At 70.9% G+C, this 24,869-nt stretch carries 19 protein-coding genes and 1 riboswitch; of the genes, 13 read left to right on the top strand and 6 right to left on the bottom strand.

All coding sequences use genetic code 11. The annotated features are described in order from the left end of the window. Nucleotides 1-4: 4 nt before the first annotated feature. Together ACTOQ2_RS25850 and ACTOQ2_RS25845 are read left to right on the top strand one after the other, a co-directional pair. Nucleotides 5-679, top strand: coding sequence for a response regulator transcription factor (locus ACTOQ2_RS25850; protein ID WP_440102891.1), 675 nt, complete (start codon nt 5-7; stop codon nt 677-679). Beyond that, complete coding sequence (locus ACTOQ2_RS25845) at nt 676-1,734, top strand: HAMP domain-containing sensor histidine kinase (RefSeq protein ID WP_440102890.1); 1,059 nt, start codon at nt 676-678, stop codon at nt 1,732-1,734. The genes ACTOQ2_RS25850 and ACTOQ2_RS25845 overlap by 4 nt, the downstream gene beginning before the upstream one ends. Before the next feature lie 29 nt (nt 1,735-1,763). On the opposite strand, the gene ACTOQ2_RS25840 is transcribed toward ACTOQ2_RS25845, so the two are convergent. Further along, complete coding sequence (locus tag ACTOQ2_RS25840) at nt 1,764-2,951, bottom strand: DUF6716 putative glycosyltransferase (protein WP_440102888.1); 1,188 nt, start codon at nt 2,949-2,951, stop codon at nt 1,764-1,766. 139 nt (nt 2,952-3,090) lie between these two features. Then, nucleotides 3,091-4,131 carry a hypothetical protein gene (locus ACTOQ2_RS25835; protein WP_440102886.1) on the bottom strand — a complete coding sequence of 347 codons (1,041 nt, stop codon included), beginning with the start codon at nt 4,129-4,131 and terminating at the stop codon, nt 3,091-3,093. 845 nt (nt 4,132-4,976) lie between these two features. Then, a riboswitch (cyclic di-AMP (ydaO/yuaA leader) is annotated at nt 4,977-5,115 on the top strand. Nucleotides 5,116-5,133: 18 nt separating this feature from the next. On the opposite strand from ACTOQ2_RS25835, the gene ACTOQ2_RS25830 reads away from it, so the two are divergent. From ACTOQ2_RS25830 to ACTOQ2_RS25800, 7 genes are all read left to right on the top strand, one after another. Then, nucleotides 5,134-5,829 carry a CHAP domain-containing protein gene (locus ACTOQ2_RS25830; RefSeq protein WP_440102884.1) on the top strand — a complete coding sequence of 232 codons (696 nt, stop codon included), beginning with the start codon at nt 5,134-5,136 and terminating at the stop codon, nt 5,827-5,829. 688 nt (nt 5,830-6,517) lie between these two features. Next, nucleotides 6,518-7,870, top strand: a complete 1,353-nt coding sequence (locus ACTOQ2_RS25825; protein WP_440102882.1) for an ABC transporter substrate-binding protein — start codon at nt 6,518-6,520, stop codon at nt 7,868-7,870. Between the two features lie 83 nt (nt 7,871-7,953). Then, nucleotides 7,954-8,931: a carbohydrate ABC transporter permease gene (locus ACTOQ2_RS25820; RefSeq protein ID WP_440102880.1), complete on the top strand. Its 978-nt coding sequence runs from the start codon at nt 7,954-7,956 to the stop codon at nt 8,929-8,931. Nucleotides 8,932-9,023: 92 nt separating this feature from the next. Next, entirely contained in the window at nt 9,024-9,830 is an 807-nt protein-coding gene (locus ACTOQ2_RS25815) for a carbohydrate ABC transporter permease (protein ID WP_440067006.1), read from the top strand. Between the two features lie 35 nt (nt 9,831-9,865). Then, complete coding sequence (locus ACTOQ2_RS25810) at nt 9,866-11,251, top strand: GH1 family beta-glucosidase (RefSeq protein ID WP_440067008.1); 1,386 nt, start codon at nt 9,866-9,868, stop codon at nt 11,249-11,251. Between the two features lie 34 nt (nt 11,252-11,285). Then, nucleotides 11,286-12,293 carry a LacI family DNA-binding transcriptional regulator gene (locus ACTOQ2_RS25805; protein WP_440102878.1) on the top strand — a complete coding sequence of 336 codons (1,008 nt, stop codon included), beginning with the start codon at nt 11,286-11,288 and terminating at the stop codon, nt 12,291-12,293. Between the two features lie 106 nt (nt 12,294-12,399). Then, the gene (locus tag ACTOQ2_RS25800; RefSeq protein ID WP_440102876.1) at nt 12,400-13,389 is read left to right on the top strand and encodes a phosphotransferase family protein; all 990 of its coding nucleotides are present in this window, start codon (nt 12,400-12,402) and stop codon (nt 13,387-13,389) included. 16 nt (nt 13,390-13,405) lie between these two features. On the opposite strand, the gene ACTOQ2_RS25795 is transcribed toward ACTOQ2_RS25800, so the two are convergent. Beyond that, on the bottom strand, nt 13,406-13,849 hold the full coding sequence (locus ACTOQ2_RS25795) for a YkvA family protein (RefSeq protein ID WP_440067013.1): 444 nt from the start codon (nt 13,847-13,849) through the stop codon (nt 13,406-13,408). A gap of 95 nt (nt 13,850-13,944) precedes the next feature. Beyond that, nucleotides 13,945-14,553: a TetR/AcrR family transcriptional regulator gene (locus ACTOQ2_RS25790; RefSeq protein ID WP_440102875.1), complete on the bottom strand. Its 609-nt coding sequence runs from the start codon at nt 14,551-14,553 to the stop codon at nt 13,945-13,947. 226 nt (nt 14,554-14,779) lie between these two features. Between ACTOQ2_RS25790 and ACTOQ2_RS25785 the strand changes: the two genes are divergently transcribed. Together ACTOQ2_RS25785 and ACTOQ2_RS25780 are read left to right on the top strand one after the other, a co-directional pair. Continuing rightward, nucleotides 14,780-15,997: an FAD-dependent oxidoreductase gene (locus tag ACTOQ2_RS25785; RefSeq protein WP_440102873.1), complete on the top strand. Its 1,218-nt coding sequence runs from the start codon at nt 14,780-14,782 to the stop codon at nt 15,995-15,997. Nucleotides 15,998-16,062: 65 nt separating this feature from the next. Beyond that, on the top strand, nt 16,063-17,394 hold the full coding sequence (locus ACTOQ2_RS25780) for a class II 3-deoxy-7-phosphoheptulonate synthase (RefSeq protein ID WP_440067017.1): 1,332 nt from the start codon (nt 16,063-16,065) through the stop codon (nt 17,392-17,394). 97 nt (nt 17,395-17,491) lie between these two features. Here the strand turns inward: ACTOQ2_RS25780 and trxA are convergent, their stop codons facing one another. Further along, nucleotides 17,492-17,863, bottom strand: a complete 372-nt coding sequence (trxA, locus tag ACTOQ2_RS25775) for a thioredoxin (RefSeq protein ID WP_329083319.1) — start codon at nt 17,861-17,863, stop codon at nt 17,492-17,494. Between the two features lie 407 nt (nt 17,864-18,270). Here trxA and ACTOQ2_RS25770 point away from each other — a divergent pair, with 407 nt between their 5' ends. Together ACTOQ2_RS25770 and ACTOQ2_RS25765 are read left to right on the top strand one after the other, a co-directional pair. Further along, nucleotides 18,271-20,496, top strand: coding sequence for a fibronectin type III domain-containing protein (locus ACTOQ2_RS25770; RefSeq protein WP_440102871.1), 2,226 nt, complete (start codon nt 18,271-18,273; stop codon nt 20,494-20,496). Between the two features lie 314 nt (nt 20,497-20,810). After that, entirely contained in the window at nt 20,811-22,319 is a 1,509-nt protein-coding gene (locus tag ACTOQ2_RS25765; protein WP_440102869.1) for a DUF1996 domain-containing protein, read from the top strand. A gap of 178 nt (nt 22,320-22,497) precedes the next feature. On the opposite strand, the gene ACTOQ2_RS25760 is transcribed toward ACTOQ2_RS25765, so the two are convergent. After that, nucleotides 22,498-24,867: an ExeM/NucH family extracellular endonuclease gene (locus tag ACTOQ2_RS25760; RefSeq protein WP_440102867.1), complete on the bottom strand. Its 2,370-nt coding sequence runs from the start codon at nt 24,865-24,867 to the stop codon at nt 22,498-22,500. Nucleotides 24,868-24,869 lie beyond the last annotated feature (2 nt).

The raw sequence follows: 24,869 nt of genomic DNA, 5'->3' as shown, positions 1-24,869 counted from the left end.
CGCCGTGCGCATCCTGATCGTCGAGGACGACCCCGATCTGGCCGAGCTGGTCGCCCTCGGCCTGCGCAACGAGTCGTACGCGGTCGACCTGGCGGCGACCTATCGCGAGGCGGAGGAGGCGCTGCGGACCACGGCCTACGACGTGGCCTGCTTCGACCTGTCCCTGCCCGACGGTGACGGGCTCGACCTCGTGCACCGGCTCGCCCGCGATCCCGACCTGCACCGGCCCCGGCGCACGCTCGTGCTGACCGCCCGCGACGCCGTCGCCGACCGGGTGGCCGGGCTGGACGCCGGTGCCGACGACTACCTCGTCAAGCCGTTCCACTTCGCCGAGCTCGTCGCCCGGCTGCGGGCGCTGGGCCGTCGCGGCGACGACCACGGCTCGATCCTGCGGGTGGGCGAGCTGACGCTCGACCTGGCCGCCCACCGGGTGTGGCGATCCGGCGTCGAGCTCGGTCTCACCTCGCGCGAGTACGCGCTGCTGCGCTACTTCATGCACCACCCCGGTGCGACGCTCTCGGCCGAGGACCTGCTCGAGCACGTGTGGGACGCGCACGCCAACCCCTTCACCGCCTCGGTACGGGTCATCCTCAGCCGGTTGCGCAGGAAGCTCGGCGATCCTCCCTTGATCCTCACGATCACCAATGTCGGCTACCGGCTGAAGGGGCCCTCGTCTTGACCCGTCCCTGGCACTCGCTGCGCGCGCGCCTGGCCGTGCTCGGATTCCTCGCGAGCTACCTCCCGGCGCTGCTGCTGTTCGGCGTGATCCTCGTGACCGACACCGAGACGACCCTCCAGACGCTCGACGGCGCGCAGAGCGTCCGGAGCACCTCCACGCACAGGTCGGCGTGGGTCAGCTGGACCGTCCTCGCGCTCGCTCCGGCCGCCGCCGCGCTCGCCTGGTGGTGGGCGGGCCGGGCGACGGCCCCGATCGAGCGGGTCCGCGCGGCGGCCGACGACATCGGCGGAACGGACCTGAGCCGGCGCATCGCCCTGGACCGCGGGCCGGCCGAGATAGTGGCACTGGCCGCCGCCTTCGACGCCATGCTCGACCGGCTGGAACAGGCCGCCGCGACGCAGTGGCGGCTGATCGACGAGACCAGCCACGAGCTGCGCGTGCCGCTGTCGGTACTGATGACCAACGCCGAGGTGCTCCTCGACCACCCCGCGCCCACTGTCGAGATCTACCGGCGAGGGCTGCAACGCTCGCGAGCGGCGTCCGAACGGCTCCAGAAGACGATCGACCACCTGCTGGTCGACGCCCGCGCGCGGGCCCGCGCCGTCGACCGGCGGCCGGCCGACCTGATGGCCCTGGTACGCGGCGTCGTCGAGCACGCCGGCGTGCTGGCGGCCGGGAAGGAGATCGGCCTGTCGGTCACCGGCCCGCCCGCCGCCGTGTGCTCCGTCGACGAGCCCACCATGAGCCGCGCGATCTCCAACCTCGTCGACAACGCGATCAGGTACGCCCCGGCCGGGTCGAGGGTGGAGATCGACGTCGAGGTCACCGGCGCCGAGGCCGCGGTGACCGTGACCGACCACGGTCCCGGCATCCCCGCCGGCGAGCGCGAACACGTCTTCCAGCGCTTCTGGCGCGGCCGGCGTGACGTCCCCGGCACCGGGCTCGGCCTGCCGATCGCCAGGCAGATCGCGCTGGCCCACGGCGGCGACCTCACGCTGGACCCTTCCCGGCCCGACGGTGACGGCTGCGCCTTCCGGCTCACCCTGCACCGCTGACCGGCTTCGAGGACGATCCCGGTTCGCGGCTAGCCGAGCGCCTTGAGGTAGCGGCGCATCCGGCGCTTGGCGCGGTAGCCGACGCGCAGCACGTTCGGCGGGACCTCCACGCGCATGCGGGCGCGGCGGCGGGCCGCGGCGAACTCGGGGCCTTCGAGCAGGGAGCTCGCCGGGACCAGGCGCCCGGAGCGTGCCTGCCCGACCAGGGAGACCATCCGCGACACCCAGTCGCTCTCGCCACCGGGGTGGAAGTAGTTGACCTTGCACCAGGCGTCGTCCGGGTCCAGGAAGCGCCCGGCGGAGAGGTCGTCGAGGGTGCCGAGCAGGCCGCTGTCCTCGAAGACCAGGTTGATCATCTCGGCGCCCACCCCGAAGTCCGACAGCACCAGGAGCGGCACCTTCTGGGCGATCGCCTCCAGCGCGGCGGTCGAGCTGACGGTGACGAACCCCGCCGCGTGGGCCAGGTGCTCGTGCATGGGCCCCACCGCGAAGCGCACGGCCTCGGCGCGCACCCGGCCCTCCGCGGCGAGCGACTGCCACAGGCGCTGGTAGTGGTGGCGCTCGTTGTGGGTCTGGCGCTCGGTGTCCAGGGCGCGGAGCTTGACGACGACGTCAAGGTCCGGCCGCCTCCCGGCCAGCTCGGCCAGGGCGAGCAGGATGCGCTCCCGCTCCTCCCTGCGCCTGGGCACCTTGGCCTGGGTGGCGAACACCACCCGGTCGCGCGGCCCGGTGACGGGGGTCTCCGCGCCGTCGCGCAGGAACGGCAGCCGGGCCAGCCCGATCTGGCCGCCTCCGCCCAGCCTGCGGCCGATCTCGGAGAACTCCTCGACCTCCCGGCCGCTGTGCAGCACGAACAGGTCGCACCCGCTGCGGAACAGCCACGCCTTCTCGGTGGCCGGGACGGAGATGCCCGGCAGCCCCGAGACGAACACCGGCCGGGGCCGCAGCCCGGCCAGCACCTCGCCGGCCAGCACGTCCACCACGGGCCCCGTACAGGCGACGAGCACCACGTCGGGCCTGAAACGCTCCGCGGTCCGGCGCAGCGCGCGAGCCGACAGCACGGGCGGGTCGGCCGCCGAGCCGGTGACGGCGGCGTGGATCTGCGCCGGCGACGGGGTGATGGGGGTGCGGATGACCGCAAGCTCCGTCTCGCAGCCCGAGGGCAGATCCCTCAGCAGGCAGGCCGCCCACTTCAGGTAGGAGTCAGAGTCGGCCACGGCCAGGACCTTCAAAGAGAACCTCCGACGGGGAATCCCCGGTTTCGCGCGATTTCGTGGGTGGAGAGGATTCGTTCGTGGAGAGGCGGCACGGCGCGCGTCCCGCGAGCGGCGGGCCCGCCGTGCGCCGGCCGTGAGGTCATGACCCGGTGACTCCCGAGTCGTGATGGGCGAACCTCGACAGGTGGGAGCGGAGCGAGGGAACCGCCTCGGCCGTCCACCACTCGTCGGGGACGTCCACCGTCTCCACGGCGACGCCCCGGGCCGAGAGCAGCACCCGCAGGGAGGTGACCGCGGTGGACGGCAGGCTCAGCACCCGCTGCTCGGCGGCGAGCCCGCGCAGGGTCATCTCGGCGGGGGTCCCGCCGTCGTAGACGGTGATCCCCGGCTGCTCCCCGACCCGGGCGAGGTCGTCGGGATCCTCGCGGCGGTGCGGGAAGTAGGCCACCGGACCGGCCGAGCCGAGCCCGGCCAGCCAGCTGAAGTAGCGGTCGCGGTGGATCAGGCCGTTGCGGACCAGCGAGGTGCCGAGGACGACGGTGCGCTCCTCGGGACGGGGCCCGCGCAGCGGCTGGGAGCGCAGCCAGGCGAAGTCGTGGGTGACCAGCTCGGCTCCCCCGGCGCGTACGGCCTTCGCCAGGTCGGGGGGCACGGGCAGCGCGGTGAAGATCGACAGCCGCCCCGAGCGGGCGGCGGCGCGCAGCCTGAGCCCGGCCGCCGTGCCGAGGACGGTCCTGAGCCTTCCGGCCTTCCCCCTGGCCCTCAGCAGGGGCGTTCCCATCCTGCCGGTGAGCAGTTCCAGGAGCCGGATGGTGGCGAGCCCGTCGTCGACGATCACGATCCGGCCCGGGAGCGCGGTGAGCCAGCGGAACTGGACCTTGCCGGAGAAGGCGTCGCCCACCACCCAGGTCTCGCCCCGGCGCGGCCGGGGCATGTCCGGCCTGGCCGCGGTGAGCTCCAGCCCTCTGGGCAGGGTGAGACGGCCCAGCTCGCGACCCGTCACGGCCAGCGGGCGGAGTTTCGCCCTGGGCACGAGATGGCTGCGGGCACCGAGCAGCCCGGCGTGGTGGGCCTCCACCGCGCAGAGCATCTGCAGCGGGGACTCCACCCAGGCAACGGCCGAACCCTGTTCCCGCGCGTGGTCTCGGCCGTCCTCCACGCCGGGCGATGACCCGTTCACGACTGCCACAACCTAACCCGGTGGCCTTAAGCGCCCGGGAACTGCGGGTGAACAGCCGACCACGCTCGACCGCCGGTGCGGCGGGTTCTCCGCCTACGGCCGTTCCAAGCCGACCGGCCCGCTGTTCGCCCTGACGCGCCCTTGTCCCGCGCGCCCTTGTCCCGCGCGCCCTTGTCCCGCGCGCCTTTACCTCCGCGGATGACAAGGCCGCCTGGAAAGCGTCTTCCTTTACCTCTCTCCTTTACCTTCGCGGGCGTCGGGCCCCCCCGAGCGCGCGTTTCTTTACCCTTCGGGCGGCCAGGCCCGCCGACGGCCTGATCCCACCCCTCCCCCATCGCCCTGAGCTGCGGAAACCCCGCCAGGCGCGGGTCGCGGACCGCCGGATCCCGAGCGCCCTCTCCTGACCTTCCATGGGAGAACCCCTACCATCCGAATACTTTTTACTATCGAACCCATATTCGAAAACATGAAGGCACAACACCTCGGACCAGGAGGTTCACCCGCGCGCCATAGCACCCCCCGGCCGGCGGCTCGCAGGCGGGTCCGGGAAACCGGGATCGCCGCGGGGACAGGGGATCCCGGCCTCGGCGGGGCGTTCCCCCACCCGCCGGGAGGAGGCGCGGCCGGCACGGCCTCACCCCGCCTCCCGGGCCGGGCGGCACCCCGCGACACCGACCCGATTCGGACGTATTCCCAAGTCTGGGCAATATGTCCTACTTGTAATCGTCTGTCCGTCTGGCGTACCTTCGTCCTATTCATGGCAATTGCCTAGATCTATCCAGGTCTGTGCATTGCCGTCACATTGCCCGACCGTGTCCCACCTGGCGGAGACCTTCCGCCGTCGGTGAGCACGGCCGCCGAATCCGCGAGGTCTGCGGAACCGGGGAACCACGTTCCTGGGGTGAATCAGCGCACTCGTGCGCCGTAGGGCACTTCCCAGCCCGAACCCGTCAGCTAACCCGGTAGGCGGAATGGAAGCGAAGCAAGGAGTCGAACCCCCGTATGGCTAAGCATCGCCTCATCTCCACCCCCCGCGCGGCATGCGCCGTCCTGGGCGCCTGTGTCGCCCTGGCCACCGGCACCACCGGCGTCGCCCTGGCCGACGGCCACGGCGTCGTGAACGCACCCCCCGTCGACACCAAGGCCCAGGATTCCAAGGCCGCCAAGACCCCGCTCCAGATCGTGGCCGAGAGGCTTCCCAAGGTCTCCGCGGCGAAGGTCCTGGACATCGCCTCCAAGCAGATCGGCGTCCGCGAGAACTCCCAGGGCGGCGGGACCAAGTTCCACTCCTGGTACATGTCGAGCCCTCGCGCCAAGGAGACCCTCGCCCGCGACGGCGGCAACACCGTGTACGACTACGCCAACGCCCCCTGGTGCGCGATGTTCGTCTCCTGGGTCGGCGAGATGGCCGGCATCCGCCCCACGATGGGCTGGGACGCCTACACCGTAGCCCACGCCAAGTGGTTCAAGGACAACGGGCACTGGGGCACCATCCCCACCCCCGGCGCCGTCGTCTATTTCGACTGGGCCGGCGGCAAGAGCATCGGCGGCATCGACCACGTCGGCTTCGTGAAGAAGGACAACGGAGACGGCACGATCACCACGATCGAGGGCAACACCGGCAACGGCGACGTCGAACAGCGCGTCCGGCCGGTCTCCCAGGTCGTCGGTTACGGATACCCCGTCTACTCCGACTGACCCCGCGCCCGCCGCCCGCGCCCGCCGCCCCCGGCGGCGCGGGCGTACCGGCCCCCGCCGGTGAGCGGCCGCCCGGTCCACCCGCTCCCGGGGGCGGCGCTCGTTCGAGCGCCGCCCCCGGGAGCGTTCCGCGTCCTCCCCCGCCCCACCCCGGCGACGCTCGTCACAGCGCCCGCCCCGCCCCGGCGACGCTCGTCACAGCGCCCGCCCCGCCCCGGGGACGCTCGTCACGGCGCCCCTCTCCCCCGCCCGGCCCGGTGGTCGCCTTCTCGAACCCCTCCCCCACGCCCGCCCCGGTGGTGGCGGCACCTGCTCCCGCGGCCTCGCCCGCGCCCGCCCTGACACTCCCTTGACAACCTTCCACCGCCGCCGCCGGGGACGCCCGCGACGCCCCCCGCCCCGCACGCACACGAAATGCCCCGACTGTATGCCCGTGAGATGGGAGCGCTCCCAATCACCTTGATGAGATGTTTGTGCATGTCTGATGCCGATAGTCCTGCCTAAAACGACCGGATGTAACGGTTGAGTTTCGGCATATTGACGTCCTGGTTGCCCATCGTCCACTCTTCGTGGGAGCGCTCCCAAAGCACATTGAGGAACGACCTCGTCGCGAGGACCGCGTTTGTCGGGGACCGGCCCGCGATGTCGCCTCCCAATGATTCGGGCGACCACCTGAGAGGGGTCCGTAATGTTGAACAACAAGCGGCACGGCAAGCTGGCCGCCGTCGCGGTCATGGCGGCCACCGCCCTGGCCATCACTTCGTGCAGTTCCAGCGAGCCGTCCGCGCCCGCCGCGGGCACCGGTTCCGCCGCCGCTCCGGCCGAGCCGGTGACCATCACCGTGCACACCTTCGGCGGCGGCGAGAACTTCGGCTACGACAAGGCCGTGGAGACGTGGAACGCGGCGCACCCGAACATCCAGGTCAAATACCAGAACCTGACCGACCGGTTCGAGGACGTCTACCTCCCGCAGCTGCTCCAGCGCCTGCAGGCGGGCAGCGGCGCGGCTGACATCATCGCCCTGGACGAGGGCGCGATGGGCCTCATGAAGGCCCGCCCGCAGTTCTTCACCGACCTGGCCGAGCACGGGCTGGACAGCCGCAAGGCCGACTTCCCCGCGGCGAAGTGGGACAACGGCATCAACGCCGACAACAAGCTCTTCGCCCTGGGCACCGACATCGGCGGCATGACCATGTGCTACCGCAAGGACCTGTTCGAGAAGGCGGGCCTGCCCACCGACCGCGAGGAGGTCGGCAAGCTCTGGCCGGACTGGAACGCCTTCAAGGCGATCGGTGAGAAGTTCAAGGCGGCCAACCCCGGCAAGACCGATCCCAAGTTCATTGACGGCCCGAACACGCTCTACAACGTGATCCTGTCGCAGGAGGCGCCGAAGAACGGCAACGTCGCCTACTTCGACAAGAACAACCAGCTCATCGTCGAGACCAACCCGGCCATCAAGACCTCCTTCGACACGGTGAAGAGCTTCAGCGAGGCGGGCCTGACCGCCAAGCTCGCCTCGTTCAGCCCGCCGTGGAACGCCGCGATCAAGAAGGGCGCCTTCGCGACCATGGGCTGCCCGGCCTGGATGCTCGGCGTGGTCTCCGGTGCGGCCGGTGAGGGCAACAAGGGCAAGTGGGACGTCGCGTCCGTACCCGGCGGCGCGGGCAACTGGGGCGGCTCCTACCTGGCGATCCCCAAGCAGAGCAAGCACCCCAAGGAGGCCGCCGAGGTCCTGAACTACCTCACCGGCAAGGAGGGCCACATCATGGCCTTCCAGGAGGCCGCGGCCTTCCCGAGCTCCCTCCCCGCGCAGCAGGACCCGGCGGTCGCCGACCTGAAGAACCCGTTCTTCAACGACGCGCCGACCGGCCAGATCTTCGGCGCCTCGGTCAAGGACCTGCTGCCCGTCTTCCTCGGTGAGAAGCACGCCCAGGTCAAGACTGCGGTGGAGAAGGTGCTCGAGGGCATGGACCAGGGCTCGGTCCCCTACGACCAGGCCTGGACCAAGTTCCTCGAGGCCGGCGTCAAGGCAGCGGGCTGATCCCCGTACCGACCCGCATCGGCCCGGCTGCGGTGATCCCGCGGCCGGGCCGGTCGCCTGCCCCCGCTGAAAGGCTCTGATCGATGACACTGCACGTCGACTCCCCGGCTGCCCCGCCGCGGCCCGGCCCTCGCCGGTCGGCCGGGCGCCGTGGACCGAAGCGGGGCAGTGGGTGGGCCCGGTTCGACCTCCGGGCGACCCCCTACTTCCTCGTCTCCCCGTACTTCCTGCTTTTCGCCGTCTTCGGCATCTTCCCGCTCGGCTACACCCTCTGGGTCTCGCTGCACGAGTGGGAGCTCGCCGGGGACAAGACCTTCGTCGGTCTCGACAACTACATCGAGCTGATCACCGACGCGGCCTTCTGGAACGCGGTGTTCAACACCCTCGGCATGTTCGTCCTGTCGACGATCCCGCAGCTCGTCCTGGCCCTCCTGCTGGCCAACGCGCTCAACAAGCGCATCCGGGGACGGCTCTTCTTCCGACTCGGCGTGCTGCTGCCGCTGATCACCTCCGTCGTCGCCGTCGCGGTGGTCTTCACCCAGCTGTACGGGCGCGACTACGGCATGATCAACTGGTTCCTGAGCTTCTTCAACGTCGACGCGATCAACTGGCAGAACGAGAAGTGGTCCTCGTGGATCGCGATCTCCACCATGATCGACTGGCGCTGGACCGGCTACAACGCGATCATCCTGCTGGCCGCCATGCAGACCATTCCCAGGGATCTCTACGAGGCCGCCTCCATCGACGGCGCCACGCCCAGGCGGCAGTTCTGGCAGATCACCATCCCGATGCTGCGCCCGACGATCGTCTTCGTCGTGTTCATCTCCACCATCGGCGGCCTGACGCTGTTCACCGAGCCGGTCATGTTCGACGGCAACCCGACGATGAGCGGCGGTGCCACCGGCCAGTACCAGACCGTGGCGATGTTCATCGTCAAGGAGGCGTTCCGCGACTTCGACTTCGGCTACGCCGCCGCCGCCTCGTGGCTGCTGTTCGCGCTGATCCTGATCGGGACGCTCATCAACTACTCCTTCACCCGCCGTATCGGGGGTTCCAAGTGACGGTCACCCAGCTCCGGCGGCCCCCTGCGCAGCACTCCCGACGGCCCTCGGGCCCGTCGAGCGCGCGGAACCGCATCTGGGACGCCGGCCCCATGACGAAGGTCGTGCTGGCCCTCGCCCTCGTGCTGTCGGCGTTCCCCATCTACTACATGTTCATCATGGCCACCCGGACCAACGAGGAGGCCATCGACGTACCGCCGCCGCTGCTCCCCGGCGGCCACCTCGGTGAGAACATCGCGCGACTGCTGTCCACCGAGGACGCCTACTTCATGACCGGCCTGATCAACTCGGCCATCGTCTCGGTCACCGTGACGGTCTCGGTCGTGCTGATCTCCACCCTGGCCGGCTTCGCCTTCGCCAAGCTGCGCTTCCGGGGCAGCAAGATCCTGCTGGGCCTGATCCTGGTGACGATGATGGTCCCGCTCCAGCAGATGGGCATCGTGCCGCTGTACGAGCTCATGGTCACGCTCGGCTGGACCGGCCAGCTGAAGGCGGTCATCCTGCCCTTCCTGGTCAACGGCTTCGGCGTCTTCATGATGACCCAGTACGCCACCCAGGCGGTGCCCGACGAGCTGGTCGAGGCGGCCCGTGTCGACGGCGCCTCCACCATGCGCATCTACGTGAACGTCATCCTCCCGGCGCTCCGCCCGGGAATGGCGGTGCTCACCCTCCTGGTCTTCATGCAGACCTGGAACGAGTTCATGTGGCCGTTGATCGTGCTGAACCCGGACAACCCGGTGGTTCAGACGTCGATCGCGGCGCTCAACCAGGCGCACGGAACCGACTACGTGATGCTGTTCACCGGCACCGCGGCGTCGGTCCTGCCGCTGTTCATCGTTTTCATCGCGTTCGGCCGCCAGATCGTCGGCGGACTCATGGAAGGTGCGGTCAAGGCGTGACGACGCAAGAGACGCGGATTCAGACCCCGGATCTGATGTTTCCGACGAACTTCGTCTGGGGCGCGGCCACCTCCGCCTACCAGATCGAGGGCGCGGTCTCGGAGGGTGGCCGAGGCCGCTCCATCTGGGACACCTTCGTCAAGCAGCCGGGACGGGTGGTGAACGGCGAGCACGCCGACATCGCCATCGACCACTACAACCGCTACCGGGACGACGTGCGGATGATGGCCGAACTCGGCCTCGGCGCGTACCGGTTCTCCATCTCCTGGCCCCGGATCCAGCCCGAAGGGCGTGGCGCCGTCAACCAGGGGGGCATCGACTTCTACAGCCGCCTGGTCGACGAGCTCCTCTCCCGGGGCGTCGACCCGTGGGTGACGCTCTACCACTGGGACCTGCCCCAGCCCCTGGAAGACGCGGGCGGCTGGCCGGCACGTGACACGTCGAAGCGCTTCGCCGACTACGCGGCGGCCGTGCACGACGCGCTGGGCGACCGGGTCCGCAACTGGAGCACGGTCAACGAGCCCTGGTGCTCGGCGTTCCTCGGGTACGCCTCGGGCGAGCACGCCCCCGGCCGGCGCGAGCCGGAAAAGGCCGTGTACGCCGCCCACCACCTCCTGCTCGCGCACGGCCTGGCCGCCCAGGCGATCCGGGCCCAGCGGCCGGAGACCGTCATCGGCGGCTGCGTCAACCTGTACGCGATCTCGCCCCAGACCTCCTCGGAGGCCGACCAGGACGCCGCCCGCCGCATCGACGGGCTGCAGAACCGTTTCTTCCTGGACGCCCTGCTCAAGGGCGAGTACCCGGATGACGTCCTGGAGGACCTCGGCCGGCCGGAGGGGCTCGTCCACGACGGGGACATGGAGATCATCTCGACGCCGCTGGACAAGCTGCTGATCAACTACTACAGCCGCTTCACCGTCTCGGGCACCCCCGGCGGCGCCGCGTCGGCCGCGGCGGCGCCCACCGACACCGGGTCGCCCTGGGTCGGCAGCGAGCACGTGTCGTTCGTCGAGGGCGGGCGGCCCGTGACGGCGATGGGCTGGGAGATCGACCACTCGGGGCTGCTGGAGATCCTGCACCGGCTCGCCGCCGAGTACCCGCGCGTCCCGCTGGTCATCTCCGAGAACGGCGCGGCCTTCGACGACGTCGTGGGCCCCGACGGCGTCGTCCACGACCGCGACCGGGTGGACTACATCGACGCCCACCTGCGCACCTGCCACGCCGCGATCGAGGCCGGGATCCCGCTGGAGGGCTACTTCGCCTGGTCGCTGATGGACAACTTCGAGTGGGCGTGGGGGTACGGCAAGCGGTTCGGGCTGGTCCACGTCGACTACGAGACCCAGGTCAGAGTTCCCAAAGAGAGCGCTCTCTGGTATGCCGGGACCATCAGGCGTGGAGGCCTGAGCGGTCCGGCAGAATAGGGGCCGGGAAATTCACCACTGGGGGCGCACACACATGAACGGCGACCGTCGTCCGACGCTCGAGGCGGTCGCGGCCCTGGCCGGTGTCGGCCGGGGCACGGTGTCGCGGGTCATCAACGGCTCGCCGAAGGTGAGCGAGAAGGCTCGCGACGCCGTGCTGCGGGCGATCCAGGAGCTGGGCTACGTGCCCAACCGGGCGGCCCGCGCGCTGGTCACCCGGCGCACCGACACCGTGGCGCTGGTGGTCTCGGAGTCGGAGCTGAGGGTCTTCGACGAGCCGTACTTCGCCGGGACCATCCGCGGCATCGGCTCGGCGCTGTCCGAGACCGGCCTGCAGCTGATCCTCGCGATGGCGCAGTCGGCGCAGGACCACGAGCGGCTGGAGCACTACCTGACCGGGCAGCACGTCGACGGGGTGCTGCTGATCTCCCTGCACGGCGCCGACCCGCTGCCGGGGCGGCTGGAGGCGATGGGCGTGCCGACCGTCATCGGCGGCCGCCCGGTCGGCCTCACCCCCTACAGCTACGTCGACGTCGACAACCGGGCCGGGGCCAGGCAGGCGGTCAAATACCTGCTGGCCAAGGGCCGCCGCCGGATCGCCACCATCGCGGGCCCCCAGGACATGGGCGTGGGCGTCGACCGGCTCGCGGGCTACCGCGACGCGCTGCTCGCGACCGGCGTGAGCGAGATGGTGACGTACGGCGACTTCAGCGAGGAGAGCGGGATGGCGGGGATGCGCAGGCTCCTCGCCGAGCACCGCGACCTGGACGCCGTCTTCACCGCCTCCGACCCGATGGCGCTGGGCGCGATGCGGGTGCTGCGCGAGGAGGGCAGGTCGATCCCCGGCGACGTCGCGGTGATCGGCTTCGACGACTCCCCCGCCGGGGCGCACTCCTCCCCCGCCCTCACCAGCGTGCACCAGCCCACCGAGTCGATGGGCCGGCAGATGGCCCACCTTCTCGTCGCCCGCATCAACGGTGAGCAGCTGGAACAGCCGGTGGTGATACTGGACACCCACCTGATCGAGCGCGGGTCCGCCTGACCCGGCTCACCTCCGTCTCCTCACCTGGCTTACCCTTGCCCGGCGCGCTCCGTCCCGGCCGCGCCGCCGTTCCCCCCAACAGCACCGAGGCAGGACAGGGCAGGAAATGGACAGCAGGACGAAACGCCCGCTCGCGCCCGCGGAACTCGACGCGCTGGCGCGGCGGGCCCTGGGCGTCGGCCTCTCCTCCGCCGCCGAGCTGACCGACGGCTTCGCCAACGCCGTGTGGCGGCTGGCGCTGCTGGACGGGCGCGAGGTGGTCCTGAAGCTGTCGCCGCCGCCCGAGCTGGAGCAGCTGCGCTACGAGCGCGACCTGCTGCGCACCGAGGCCATGGTCTACGACCTGGCGGGCCCCGCCGGGGTGCCGGTCCCCGAGCTGCTGCGCGCCGGGTTCGACGACCCGGTGCTGGGCGGCGACTACCTGGTCCTGTCCGCCCTCGACGGGGTGCCGTGGAACCGGGCGAAGCCGGCGGAGGCGGACCGGCGGGCCCTGCGCCGCGAGCTCGGCGGCCACCTGGCCCGGCTGAACGCGATCACCGGCGACGTCTACGGCTACCCGCACGCGGGCCTGACCGGCGGCACCTGGCGGGAGGCGTTCCTGACGATGACCGGCGCGCTCCTGGCCGACGCCGGCCGCTACGCCACCCCGCTGCCGAGGCCGGTGCCCGAGATCGCGGCGGCGATCGAGTCGGGCGCGGGCGCGCTGGACGAGGTCGTGATCCCCCGCCTGGTCCATTTCGACGTGTGGCCGGGCAACGTCTTCCTGACCCGCGACGAGACGCCGCGCATCCAGGCGATCATCGACCACGAGCGGGCCTTCTGGGGCGACCCGCTGGCCGACTTCGTCACTCCCACGATCTTCGGCAGGCTGGACGAGTCCGACCCGATCATCGCCGGATACCGCGAAGCGGGCGGCGTCGTGGAGTTCACCGGCCCCGCCCGCACCCGGATGGCCCTCTACCGCCTCTACCTCGCCCTGATCATCCTGGTCGAGAACGGCCCCCGCCAGTATCCGGAGAAGGAGTACGCCTCTCTTCGCGACCGCTCCGCCGCCGCCGTGCTCGACGCCCTCGACGTGCTCTCGGCGACGCCGTGACCTGAGCCGGTCGTCGTCACCGCCCGCCGGGGCGGGGAGGCGCGGCTCCCGGCTGCCGGGGCCCTCCGACGAGGCGCAGGACGACGGCCAGCCCCTCCGGCGTGCCGGGCCAGTGCCCGGCCAGCGCGCCGGGCCCGGCACGCCTGATGACCGAGCGCAGGACGAAGGCGACGATGATCGCGTCGTCGGCGTAGCCGAGCACGGGGATGAAGTCGGGGATCAGGTCGATGGGCAGCGCCAGGTAGCCCAGCAGCAGCCACAGCCGCGCCCGCACCCCGCGCGGCAGGCCGTCGTCGCGCGCGAGCCTGGCGACCAGGCGGAGCAGGTCGGGCAGCAGGCGCAACGCCTCGCCCAGCGCGCCGCCCCTGGGGCGCGCCATCACCAGGAAGGCGGCCAGGGCCAGCCAGAGCAGCAGCAGGCCGCCCGCGATCCCCGCCGCCACCTTCCAGACCTCGGACACCCTCCCGGCCCTCCTCGTTCTCGTCTCCCGGCGAACGCCCCCGTGACAGCCTCGCCCGGCGAACGCCCCCGTGACAGCCGAGACCCGTGGGAGGCTCAGGCCGCCGAGGCCCGCAACGCCGTCAGGGCCGCGTCCAGCGCCGCGCGCAGCGGCTTGATCGACTGCGTCGTCTGGGTCAGCAGCAGTCCTCCCTGGAGCGCCGCGAAGATCGCCAGGGCCAGTTCCTCCGGGTCGGCGTCGGCGCGCAGCAGGCCGGTGGCGCGCATGCGCGTGAGCCCCGCCCGCAGGTATCCGCACCAGCGGTCCATGTGCCCGGCCACCTCGGCGGCGCGCTCGGGATCACTGCCGGCGAGCTCGCTCGCCATCGCCCCGATCGGACAGCCCCAGTGCGGCTGCGAGCCGTAGTGCGCGATAACGGCGTCACGCCAGCCCTCCCATGCCTCCCAGGTGTCGAGCGTGTCCAGGAACGGCCTCTGCGCCTGGAGCACCCGCTCGGCCTGGAACGACGCGATCGCCGCGACCAGGTCGCGCTTTCCGTCCGGGAAGTAGTGGAACAGCTGGCTCTTGCTGGTCGCCGTCCCGGCCCGGATGTCGTCCAGGGTCGTACCGCCGACCCCGCGGGCCAGGATCAGGTCGGCGGCGGCCTCGACGATGCGGGCGCGCGTGAGCGCCCCTTTCACGGTGAACTTCGCCGGGGTGGACATGTCCACAGCATAACCCCCTGGACCGCACGGTCCAATAAATTCGGCGGCCCCGCCGGCCGGACGCCGTCTTCGCCCGCCGTCCACGGCTCGCAGACCCGCAGGCCTCCCCGAGGGGTCGCGTTCCGTCCTCGCACCCCGCGATTCGACACTGGATGAGGAGCGAATCGCCGGCGAACCTGTTTCCTTCCGCCGGCTCCTGTGCCAGGATTTCACTGGGTGATGAATTATGAGACGGAACACATGCGTGATCGCCGGGGGCGGCCCGGCGGGGGCGATGCTCGCACTGCTGCTGGCCAGGGCGGGCGTCGAGGTGACGCTCCTGGAGAAGCACAACGACTTCCTGCGCGACTTCAGGGGTGACACCATCCATCCCTCGACCCTGCAGATCCTCGACGAGCTGGGCCTGGCCGAGGAGTTCCACCGGCTCCCGCACCGCAAGACGTACAGGATGGAGATCCACACCGACGACACCACGGTGCCGGTCGCCGATCTGCGGAAACTCAAGGGCAAGTACCAGTACATCGCCTTCGTCCCGCAGTGGGAGTTCCTCGACCTGCTGACCACCGCCGCCAGGCGGTATCCGAACTTCCGCCTCATCATGGAGGCCGAGGTGCACGGGGTGATCCGCGAGGGCGACGCGGTGCGCGGGGTGCGCTACCGGGACGCCTCGGGCGAGCACGAGCTGCGCGCGACGCTCACCGTGGCCGCCGACGGCCGCCACTCCGACGTACGCCGGGCCGCCGGGCTCGTCCCCGTGGAGCACAGCGCCCCCATGGACGTGCTCTGGTTCCGGCTGCCGCGCGAGCCCGCCGATCCCGAGGTGACGTTCCTGCGGATATCCAACGGGCACCTGATGGTGGCGATCAATCGCGAGACCTACTGGCAGCTCGCCTACCTGATCCCCAAGGGCGGCTTCGAAACCCTGCGTTCCCAGGGGATCGAGGCGGTCCGCGAGCCGGTCGCCAGGCTCCTGCCCTTCCTCGGGGACCGGGTCGGGCAGCTGCGGGACTTCGAGGCGGTCAGCATGCTGTCGGTCGCGCTCAACCGGCTGCGCCGCTGGCACCGCCCCGGCCTGCTGGTCATCGGCGACGCCGCGCACGCCATGTCGCCGATCTTCGGCGTCGGCATCAACCTGGCCGTACAGGACGCGGTCGCCGCCGCGAACCTGCTGGCCGCGCCGCTCGCCGCCGGGGGCGAGATCCCCGAATCGCTGCTCGCGAGGGTCCAGCGGCGGCGCAACCCGCCCACCGCCGTCACCCAGTTCGCCCAGCGCGTCCTCCAGAGCCGGCTGATCCGGCCGGCGCTGAGCGAGCGCCCCCGGCCGGTGCGGCTGCCGCGCGACATCTCCCGCCTTCCCCTGATCGGCTTCCTGGCCAGGCGTTTCGTCGGCCTGGGCATCCTTCCTGAGCATGTTTCCAGCCCGGTGAAATCTCACCAGGTATAAAGACCTTCTCACTACGTGGACAATCAGGTCTGTTCGAACAGCCGCTTGCAATAGCCTGGTATGTCGTGAGCATCAACCTCGATTCCTGGCGGCGGCTGCCTGCGGCGCAGCAGCCCGAGTGGCCCGACCGCGGCGAGCTGGACAAGGTCGTCGGCGAGCTGAAGGGCCTCCCGCCCCTCGTCTTCGCGGGCGAGTGCGACAACCTCAAGGCGGACCTGGCGGCGGTGACGCGGGGCGAGGCCTTCGTCCTCCAGGGCGGAGACTGCGCCGAGACCTTCGGCGGCGCCACCGCCGACGACGTGCGCAACAAGCTCAAGACGCTGCTGCAGATGGCTATCGTGCTGACCTACGCGGCGAAGGTCCCCGTGGTGAAGATCGGCCGGATGGCCGGGCAGTTCGCCAAGCCGCGCTCGAAGAATTTCGAGACCCGCGACGACGTCAAGCTGCCCGCCTACCGGGGCGACATGGTCAACGGCTTCGACTTCACCCCCGAGTCCCGCGTTCCCGACCCCTGGCGGCTGCTGCGGGCCTACCACTCCTCGGCGGTGACGCTCAACCTGATCCGCGCCTTCACCAAGGGCGGATACGCCGACCTGCGCCAGGTGCACGCCTGGAACCAGGACTTCGTGATCGAGTCCCCGGCCGGCAAGCGCTACGAGCAGCTCGCCCGCGAGATCGACCAGGCGCTGGCCTTCATGCGCGCCTGCGGCGTGGAGCCCGAGGAGTTCCACACCGTCGAGTTCTACTCCTCGCACGAGGCGCTGATCCTCGACTACGACCAGGCGCTCACCCGGATCGACTCGCGGACCGGCCGCCCGTACGACGTCTCGGCGCACATGGTCTGGATCGGCGAGCGCACCCGCCAGCTCGACGGTGCCCACGTGGAGTTCTTCGCCAGCATCCGCAACCCGATCGGCGTCAAGCTCGGCCCGACGACCAGCGCCGAGGACGCCCTCGCGCTGATCGAGAAGCTCAACCCGGACAACGAGGCCGGGCGCCTGACCTTCATCACCCGGATGGGCGCGTCGAAGATCCGCGAGCACCTCCCCGAGCTGGTGGAGAAGGTGACCGCGAGCGGCGCCCAGGTGGCGTGGATCTGCGACCCCATGCACGGCAACACCTTCGAGGCGCCCAGCGGCCACAAGACCCGCCGCCTGGACGACGTCCTGAACGAGGTGGCGGGCTTCTTCGAGGTGCACCGCGCGCTCGGCACCCATCCGGGCGGCGTCCACATCGAGTTCACCGGCGACGACGTCACCGAGTGCGTGGGCGGCGGCGCCGAGATCGTCGAGGACGACCTGGCCAGACGCTACGAGACGGCCTGCGACCCGCGTCTCAACCGTGGCCAGTCGCTCGACCTGGCCTTCCGGGTGGCCGAGCTCTACCGCTCGGTCTGACCTTCCGGGCCGGACCGGCCCGGACCCCGGTCATGCGAAAGCCCCGCGCCATCGGATTCCTTCCCTCCGGCGGCGCGGGGCTTTCGCGATCCGGGCATCAGCCCTTCTGGGCACCCAGCTCGTTGGCGAGCTCGGCGCGGATCGCCTCCATGTCGAGGGCGCGGACCTGGCCGATGAGGTCCTCGAGGGCGGGCTCGGGAAGCGCGCCCGGCTGGGCGAAGACGACGATGCCATCGCGGATGGCCATGATCGTCGGGATCGAGGTGATCTCGAATCCCTGCGCGAGCGCCTGCTCGGCCTCGGTGTCGATCTTGCCGAACTTGATGTCCGTGTGCTTCGCCGACGACTTCTCGAAAATCGGCCCGAAGGTGCGGCACGGTCCGCACCAGGCCGCCCAGAAGTCCAGCAGGACGATCCCCTCATCGGCGATGTCGTTGAAGTTCTTCTCGGTTACCTCGATGGTGGCCACCGGTGGCTCCTCCTGTCGTTCACGTCTGTACGGCTGGCATAACCACTTCCCTCCCCCGCGCATTCCATCCCGCCGTCCCGCCATCCCGCCGGAGCGGCGGGAACCCGCCGGGCCGGTGGACGCGGCCGGGGGCGACGCGTTCGGGCCCGTCCCCCGTTCTCGATCCGGTCACCGGGCGCCCCGAGCACGGCGCGCCGCTCCGAAACTTTCCGAGCAACGGGCCCCGCGGGGGAAACACACCTTCTTTTCAGCTACTTTCCGAAAGTTTTACTGACGACATAGAGGTATTTCCAGCTCAGGAACGCAGGAAAAGATCGATTTTCGAAATATTTCGGCATCTGTGTTGACGTCTTTCGGTCACGTTCCCAGACTGATCGCCAACACCCCACCCGGAAGGGAGAGCCCCAGTGATCATCGACTTGACCCGCTTCAAGATCCCCTCAAGGGTCGTCGCGCCGGCGGTGGCGGCGATGCTCTCGGTCACCGGGGCGGTGACGGTGACCTCCGCCGAGGCCACCGCCGTCACCACCGCCACCACCGTCACCACAGCCGCCACCACTGCCGCCGCCGCTGCCGGAGTCGAGAACGAGGGTGCCGACTGCGCGGTGACCGGCCTGCCCGACGCGGGATCGCTGCCCACCGACTCCAGGCTCCCCGACCCCTTCAGGAAGCTGAACGGTACGCGCATCTCCACCACGTCCGAATGGCGGTGCCGGCGCGAGGAGATCAAGAAGCTGGCGGAGAAGTTCGTCTACGGCGAGAAGCCCGTCAAGCCGGCCACCGTCACGGGGACGGTCTCGAACAGCGGTATCACCGTGAACGTGAGCCACAACGGCAGGAGCTCCAGCTTCTCCGCGGGTGTCTCGCTGCCGAGCGGGTCCGGCCCCTTCCCCGCGGTCGTCGTCCTAGGGGGATTCGGAGCGGACACGGCCGCCATCAGAGCGGCCGGTGCCGCGGTCATCACCTACGACCCCTACGCGGTCGGCCGGGAGGGCACCCCCCGCAACAACAAGCAAGGCGCCTTCTACAGCATCTACGGCTCCTCCTCCAGCACCGGACTGCTCATGGCCTGGTCCTGGGGCGTGAGCCGGATCATCGACGTCCTCGAGCAGTCGGGAGGCAGCATCCTCAAGGCCGACGCCACCGGCGTCACCGGATGCTCGCGCTTCGGAAAGGGCGCCTTCGTCATCGGCGCGTTCGACCAGCGCATCGCGCTGACCATGCCGATCGAGTCGGGAAGCGCCGGCGTGCCCATCTTCCGCGGGATTCCCGGGGAAGGCGCCCAGAGCCTGAGCAGCGCCTACGGGGAGCAGCCCTGGCTGGGCGACGCGTTCGGCTCCTTCACCGGCAGCCCGGCACGGCTACCGGTGGACACCCACCAGATGGTGGCCATGGTCGCGCCGCGCGGACTGTTCATCATGGACAACCCGCACATCGCCAATCTGGGCCCCAGATCCGCGAGCGTGGCGGCCCTGGGCGGAGCGGAGGTCTACAAGGCGCTCGGCGCGGGAGGCAACATCACCTACTGGTCCGACATCCAGGACGGCAGCCACTGCGCCAACCGGTCCGAGTGGAGGACCCCCCTGCAGCAGAACATCCAGAAGTTCCTGCTGAAGACGGGCAGCGCCCCCGGCGCGATGAGGATCTCGTCCAGGGCGTCCGGCAACCTGGCCGAGTGGAGGGACTGGCAGACCCCGACCCTCGGCGATTCGGGCGACAGCACCCCGCCGAGCACGCCGGGCACCCCGGCCGCGTCCGGCGTGACCGCCACCGGCGCCACGCTGACCTGGGCCGCGTCCACCGACCAGGGCGGTTCCGGCCTGGCCGGCTACAACATCTACCGCGAGCAGGGCGCCACCGACCCGCAACTCGGGCAGTCCACCACCAACTCGACCACCCTCACCGGGCTGACCGCGAACACCCAGTACCAGGTGTACGTGCGGGCGCGCGACGGCGCGGGCAACCTGTCCGGCGACTCGCAGCCGGTCACGTTCACCACGACCGTCGGCGGCGGTGACGACACCTCGCCGCCGACGGCCCCGGCCGGCCTGGCGGCCTCGGGAACCACGTCAACGGGCACGACCCTGAGCTGGACGGCCTCGACGGACGACACCGGCGTCTCCGGCTACGACATCCTGCGCGCGCCCGGCGCGAGCGGCGGCACGTTCACCCAGGCCGGCACCTCGGCCACGACCTCGTTCGCCGACACGGGCCTGACCCCGAGCACCACCTACCGCTACCAGGTCAGGGCACGGGACGGGGCGGGCAACATCTCGCCGGTCTCGAACACCGCGGAGGTCACCACCCGGCCCGGCACGTCCACCGGAGCCTGCACGGCCGTGCCGACCGTGCAGACCCAGTGGAGCACCGGGTACGTCATCCAGCCGCTGACCATCACCAACACCGGCACCTCGGCGATCACCGGATGGACGGTCACCTTCACGCTGCCGGCCGGGCACACGCTGACCGGCTCGTGGAACGGCACCACCACCGTCAGCGGGCAGACCGTGACCATCAGGAACGTCGCCCACAACGGCACCCTCGCCGCCGGAGCCGCCACTACCGGCGTCGGCTTCCAGGTGAGCCGCCCGAACGGCGACACCGCGCTCCCGTCCGGATACACCTGCGCCTGACGGGACGACCCCGGCTCCGTGCCTGACGGCCGGGCCCCGGCTCACCCACCCCTCGCCCGGGCGGGTGAGCCGGGGCCTGGCGCGTTCGAGGGGCCGCCCGCCCGCCACCGGGAGGACCTCGGCGTCGACCTGCCCGTTCGAGGCGAGGGCGGCGGCCGCTCCCGAAATTCCCGGCACGAGAACAAGACGTCACGAGTTTCTCCGAAGTTTTCGTTATCCACTCGCGGCCTGCGGGTCTCCTGTGTAGCGGTGCTTGTGAGTGCCGCCAGAAGTCCCCTCCATGACTTCCCAACAGGACAAGGACTCCATTCACTATGAGCACAACCGCCTCGCGCGGCATCCGAGCCGGACGCGCGTCCGTCGTACGCCAGGTCCGCCGCCTGTCGCTGGCCGGTGTTCTCGTCGGCCTCCTGGGCACCTCCATGGTGAGCGTCACCTCCCCGGCCGCCGCGGCCGAGGTGCCCCTCTCGCAGGGCCGTACCGCCATCGCCTCCTCGGCGGAGCGCGGTGACCTGTCGGCCGCGGCCGCCTTCGACGGCAAGACCAGCACCCGCTGGGGCAGCAAGTTCGGCGACCCGCAGTGGCTCGCGGTCGACCTCGGCAAGTCCACCGCCATCAAGAAGATCGTCATCAACTGGGAGCGCGCCTACGCCACGGCGTTCCAGATCCAGACCGCCACCGGTGGCAACGGCCCCTGGAAGACGGTTTACAGCACCACGGCGGGCAAGGGCGGCGTCCAGACCATCAACCTGTCGGCCACCGGCCGGTTCGTGCGGCTGTACGCGACCAAGCGGTCCGGCCAGTACGGCGTCTCGCTGTGGGAGTTCCAGGTCTTCGGCACCGGCTCGGGCACCCCGACCTCGACCCCGAAGCCGACCACGAGCACGACCCCGAAGCCGACCTCGACTCCGAAGCCGACCACGACCTCGACGCCCAAGCCGACGTCCAGCGCCACCCCGACCACCACCGCGCCCGCCGGCGGCTGGGTGCCGGTGAACCAGGCCGCGTGGAAGAAGACCCTGGACGCCTACAACAAGGTCGCGCCCCAGGCGGTCCCCGCGGGGATCGTGAGGGTCCCCGAGTTCCACACCAACTGTGAGGTGGCCAACGAGGCCAAGGACGACCCGGTCGTGCTGCCCGGCCTGGTCGGGGCCTCCCACATGCACACCTTCTTCGGCCCGAAGGTGACGGCGAACACCACGGTGGAAGACCTGTTCACGAGCGCCACGAACTGTGACGCGCCCGGGGACCACAGCGCCTACTGGGCGCCGACCCTGCTGAAGAACGGCAAGTCGGTCCCGATGAAGAACTTCCGCGTGTACTACGGCTCCCGGCTCAAGGACCCGTCGGAGGTCGTGCCGTTCCCGCCGGGTCTGGTCGTGGTGCAGGGCGACGCGAAGCGGCAGGTGGCGACGCCGAAGGGTGCCTCCGGCCAGTTCTGGTGCGCCGGCAGCGCGGAGACCGGCCGTAGCGCCGACGGCAACTGGCCCGTCTGCGCACCGGGCGGCAACCTGATCTACCAGCTGACGTTCCAGGACTGCTGGGACGGCAAGCACATCGACTCGCCCGACCACAAGTCGCACATGGGGCCCGCCAAGAACGGCACGTGCTCCGGCGACTACCCGGTCGCGGTCCCCAACCTCTCGTTCATGCTCGGCTACGACTCCCTCGGCGGTGACGGCCTGTCCCTGTCGTCGGGCCTGCCGTCCTCGATCCACGGGGACTTCATGAACGCGTGGAAGCCGGAGGCTCTCGGCGCGCTCGTGAAGGTCTGCCTCAACGCGAAGGCCAAGTGCGGCACCACGCCGGGCTGGGGCCGCTGACCGACCCCCGCCACCTCGCGTGCCGTGCCGGTGATCCCGCCTTTCGCGGGGCCACCGGCACGGCACGCGTAGCCGTGAACATGACAGCTCTCTTCCTCGTACGGCCTTCCTCGTACGGCGATACCTCCACGGGGCCGCCGGCCCCGCGGAGGTACGTGTCATCGCCCGCCGGTCCGGGTCAGCGCCTCCCGCCGGACAGGGTCAGCCCGATGACCACGGGGTCGTGGTCGGAGGAGCGGAACGCGTCGGGCTCGTAGAGGCCCGGCGGGTTGAACTCGGTGTTGTAGTCGAGGATCCGGCTCTCGTCGGCGTTGATGTGCCAGATCGTCGCGCTGGTCACGCGCTTGAGCAGGTCCTTGCCGACCAGGGCGTGGTCCAGCTCGCCGACCAGGCCGTCGAAGAGGTAGCTGTAGCGCAGCGGCGCCGGGACGAACCTCTTGGTCACGCTGGTCAGGCCGGCGGCCTCCAGGGTGTCGATCGGGTCCTCCTCGCCGTAGGCGTTGAGGTCGCCGAGGACCAGCGGGTTGGTCAGGTCCAGGCTGTCGATCAGGCCCAGTGTCGCCTGTGCCTGGCGTACGCGCTCGCCGTTGTAGCAGCTCTGCCCGTCACCCTGGTCGGCGTCCGGGCCCACGGCCTGCTCGTCGCAGCCCTTGGACTTGAAGTGGTTGACCAGCACGGTGAAGGACTGGCCGCCCTGGACCCGGCGGAAGGTCTGGATCAGCGGGGGCCTGCGGAAGACCGGGTCGGTGGAGGACCGGGCGGCCCCCACCGGCTGCACCCTGCCCGGCTTGTAGATCGCCGTCACGTGGATCAGGTCGGTGCCCGGGTAGGGGTGGGCGATCGCCGCGTAGGTGCCCGCGCCGACCTCGGCGTTGAGCGCGTCGACCAGGGCCTGCACCGCGGTCTGGCCGTTGTTCTGGACCTCCATCAGGCCGACGACGTCGGCGTTCATGCCCTTCAGCGCGGCGACCAGCTTGGCCAGCTGGCGCTGCTGCTCCGCGGCGTTGCTCGCGCCGCGCGAGCCGAGGGTGGTGAACCAGTTGAGCGTGTTGAAGCTGGCCACCTTGACGTTGCCGATGACCGGGAACGGCACGGGCAGGCGCGGGTTGGTCCGGAGGAAGTCGATCTTCTTGGTCGGCTGGAGCCGGTACTTGCCGAAGCCGTACCCCATCACGCCGGTGACGCCGAGCGCGGTGTCGCCCAGGCGGACGGTGCGCGGGTCGGTGTAGGGGATCGTCGCGGGGTTCTCCACCGTGGAGCCGTCGTCCACCAGCAGGGCGCGCCGCGCGTTCCTGGCGGCGTCCACGCCCGGCCGGTCGGTCGGCTGGAACAGGCGTCCCTCGGAGGCGACGGTGACCTCGCCGTAGCGGCCCAGGTTGTAGTGGTCGTTGAGGGTGAGCGGCTCGGGGAAGGTGACGAGCATGCTCTCGACGGGTTCGAAGGTCGTGCCCTCGGCGCGCGGCAGGTTCTGCCTGGCGGGCGCGACGGTGCCCTTTCCGCAGATGTCCACGGCGGTGACCGGCGACAGCTCGGTCCAGCCGTTGAACTCCACGGCCCTGCCGGTGACCAGGACGCGGTCGCCGACCTTGACGTCCTTGAAGGAGTCGCGGGCGAAGGCGAACAGGCCCTCGGAGGTGGCCGGGTCGGCGTCGGGGGTCGGGTCCTGCAGGAAGAAGCCGCCGAGCTGCGTGGTCGCCTGGAAGTCGGCGGTCACGACGCCCTCGACGCGGACGTTCTGGCCCGCCAGCGGGCTGACGTCACCGCTGCCCTGCACCTGGGCGATCTGGTGGGTGGCCGGGGTCTCGCACGGCTCCCCCGTCGGGGTGGGGCTCGGGGTGGGCTCCACCGTCGGGGTCGGTGTGGGGGTGGGTGTCGGCTCGACGGCGCCGCAGGGCGCGGCGGCGGTGGCCCGGTTGCGCGGCGCCGGGGCCGCGGCCTCCACGTCGGTGCCGTTGACGTCGGTGTCGGCGCAGCCGTGGTCCCTGCGCAGGCCGGCCAGGGTGGCCGAGAGCGCGGGGGCGGCGGTGCCCTCGAAGTAGTTGGCGGTGCCGTACCCGACCAGGTCGGCGATGAGTGCCGTCTGCTCCGGCGTGCAGGGGGCGGAGCCGCCGTTGCACGCCAGCCCCTCGGCCGAGCGGACCAGGGCCGCCTTGCCCGCGGAGCCGCTCAGGTTGATCGTCCCGGTGGTGTCCGCGGCGGGCAGCGGGGAGCCGTTGGCGCCTCCGGCCAGCTGGACCAGGTGGTACTGGCCGGGCGCGAGGGTGCCCGCCAGAGGGACGACCGGGTTGGCGCCGAAGTTTCCCGTACCGGTGGCGCTCGCGTACTGGACGGACCAGCCGTCCAGGGCGACGGGTGCGGTGCTGCGGTTGAACAGCTCGACGTAGTCGTTGGCGAGCGGCGCTCCGGCGTTGCCGCCGCCGCCGTAAACCTGGCTGATGACGACGGTGCCCGGTTCCGCCAGGGCCGGGGCTGAGGCGAGGGCCGCGACGCCGGTGGTGGTGAGGCCGGCGGCGACGAGGGCGGCGAACGCCCGGGATAAAGCACGCATGA

The organism is Streptosporangium sp. H16, assembly GCF_051918855.1.
GTDB lineage: Bacteria > Actinomycetota > Actinomycetes > Streptosporangiales > Streptosporangiaceae > Streptosporangium.
This window is presented reverse-complemented; position numbering and strand designations above follow the sequence as displayed.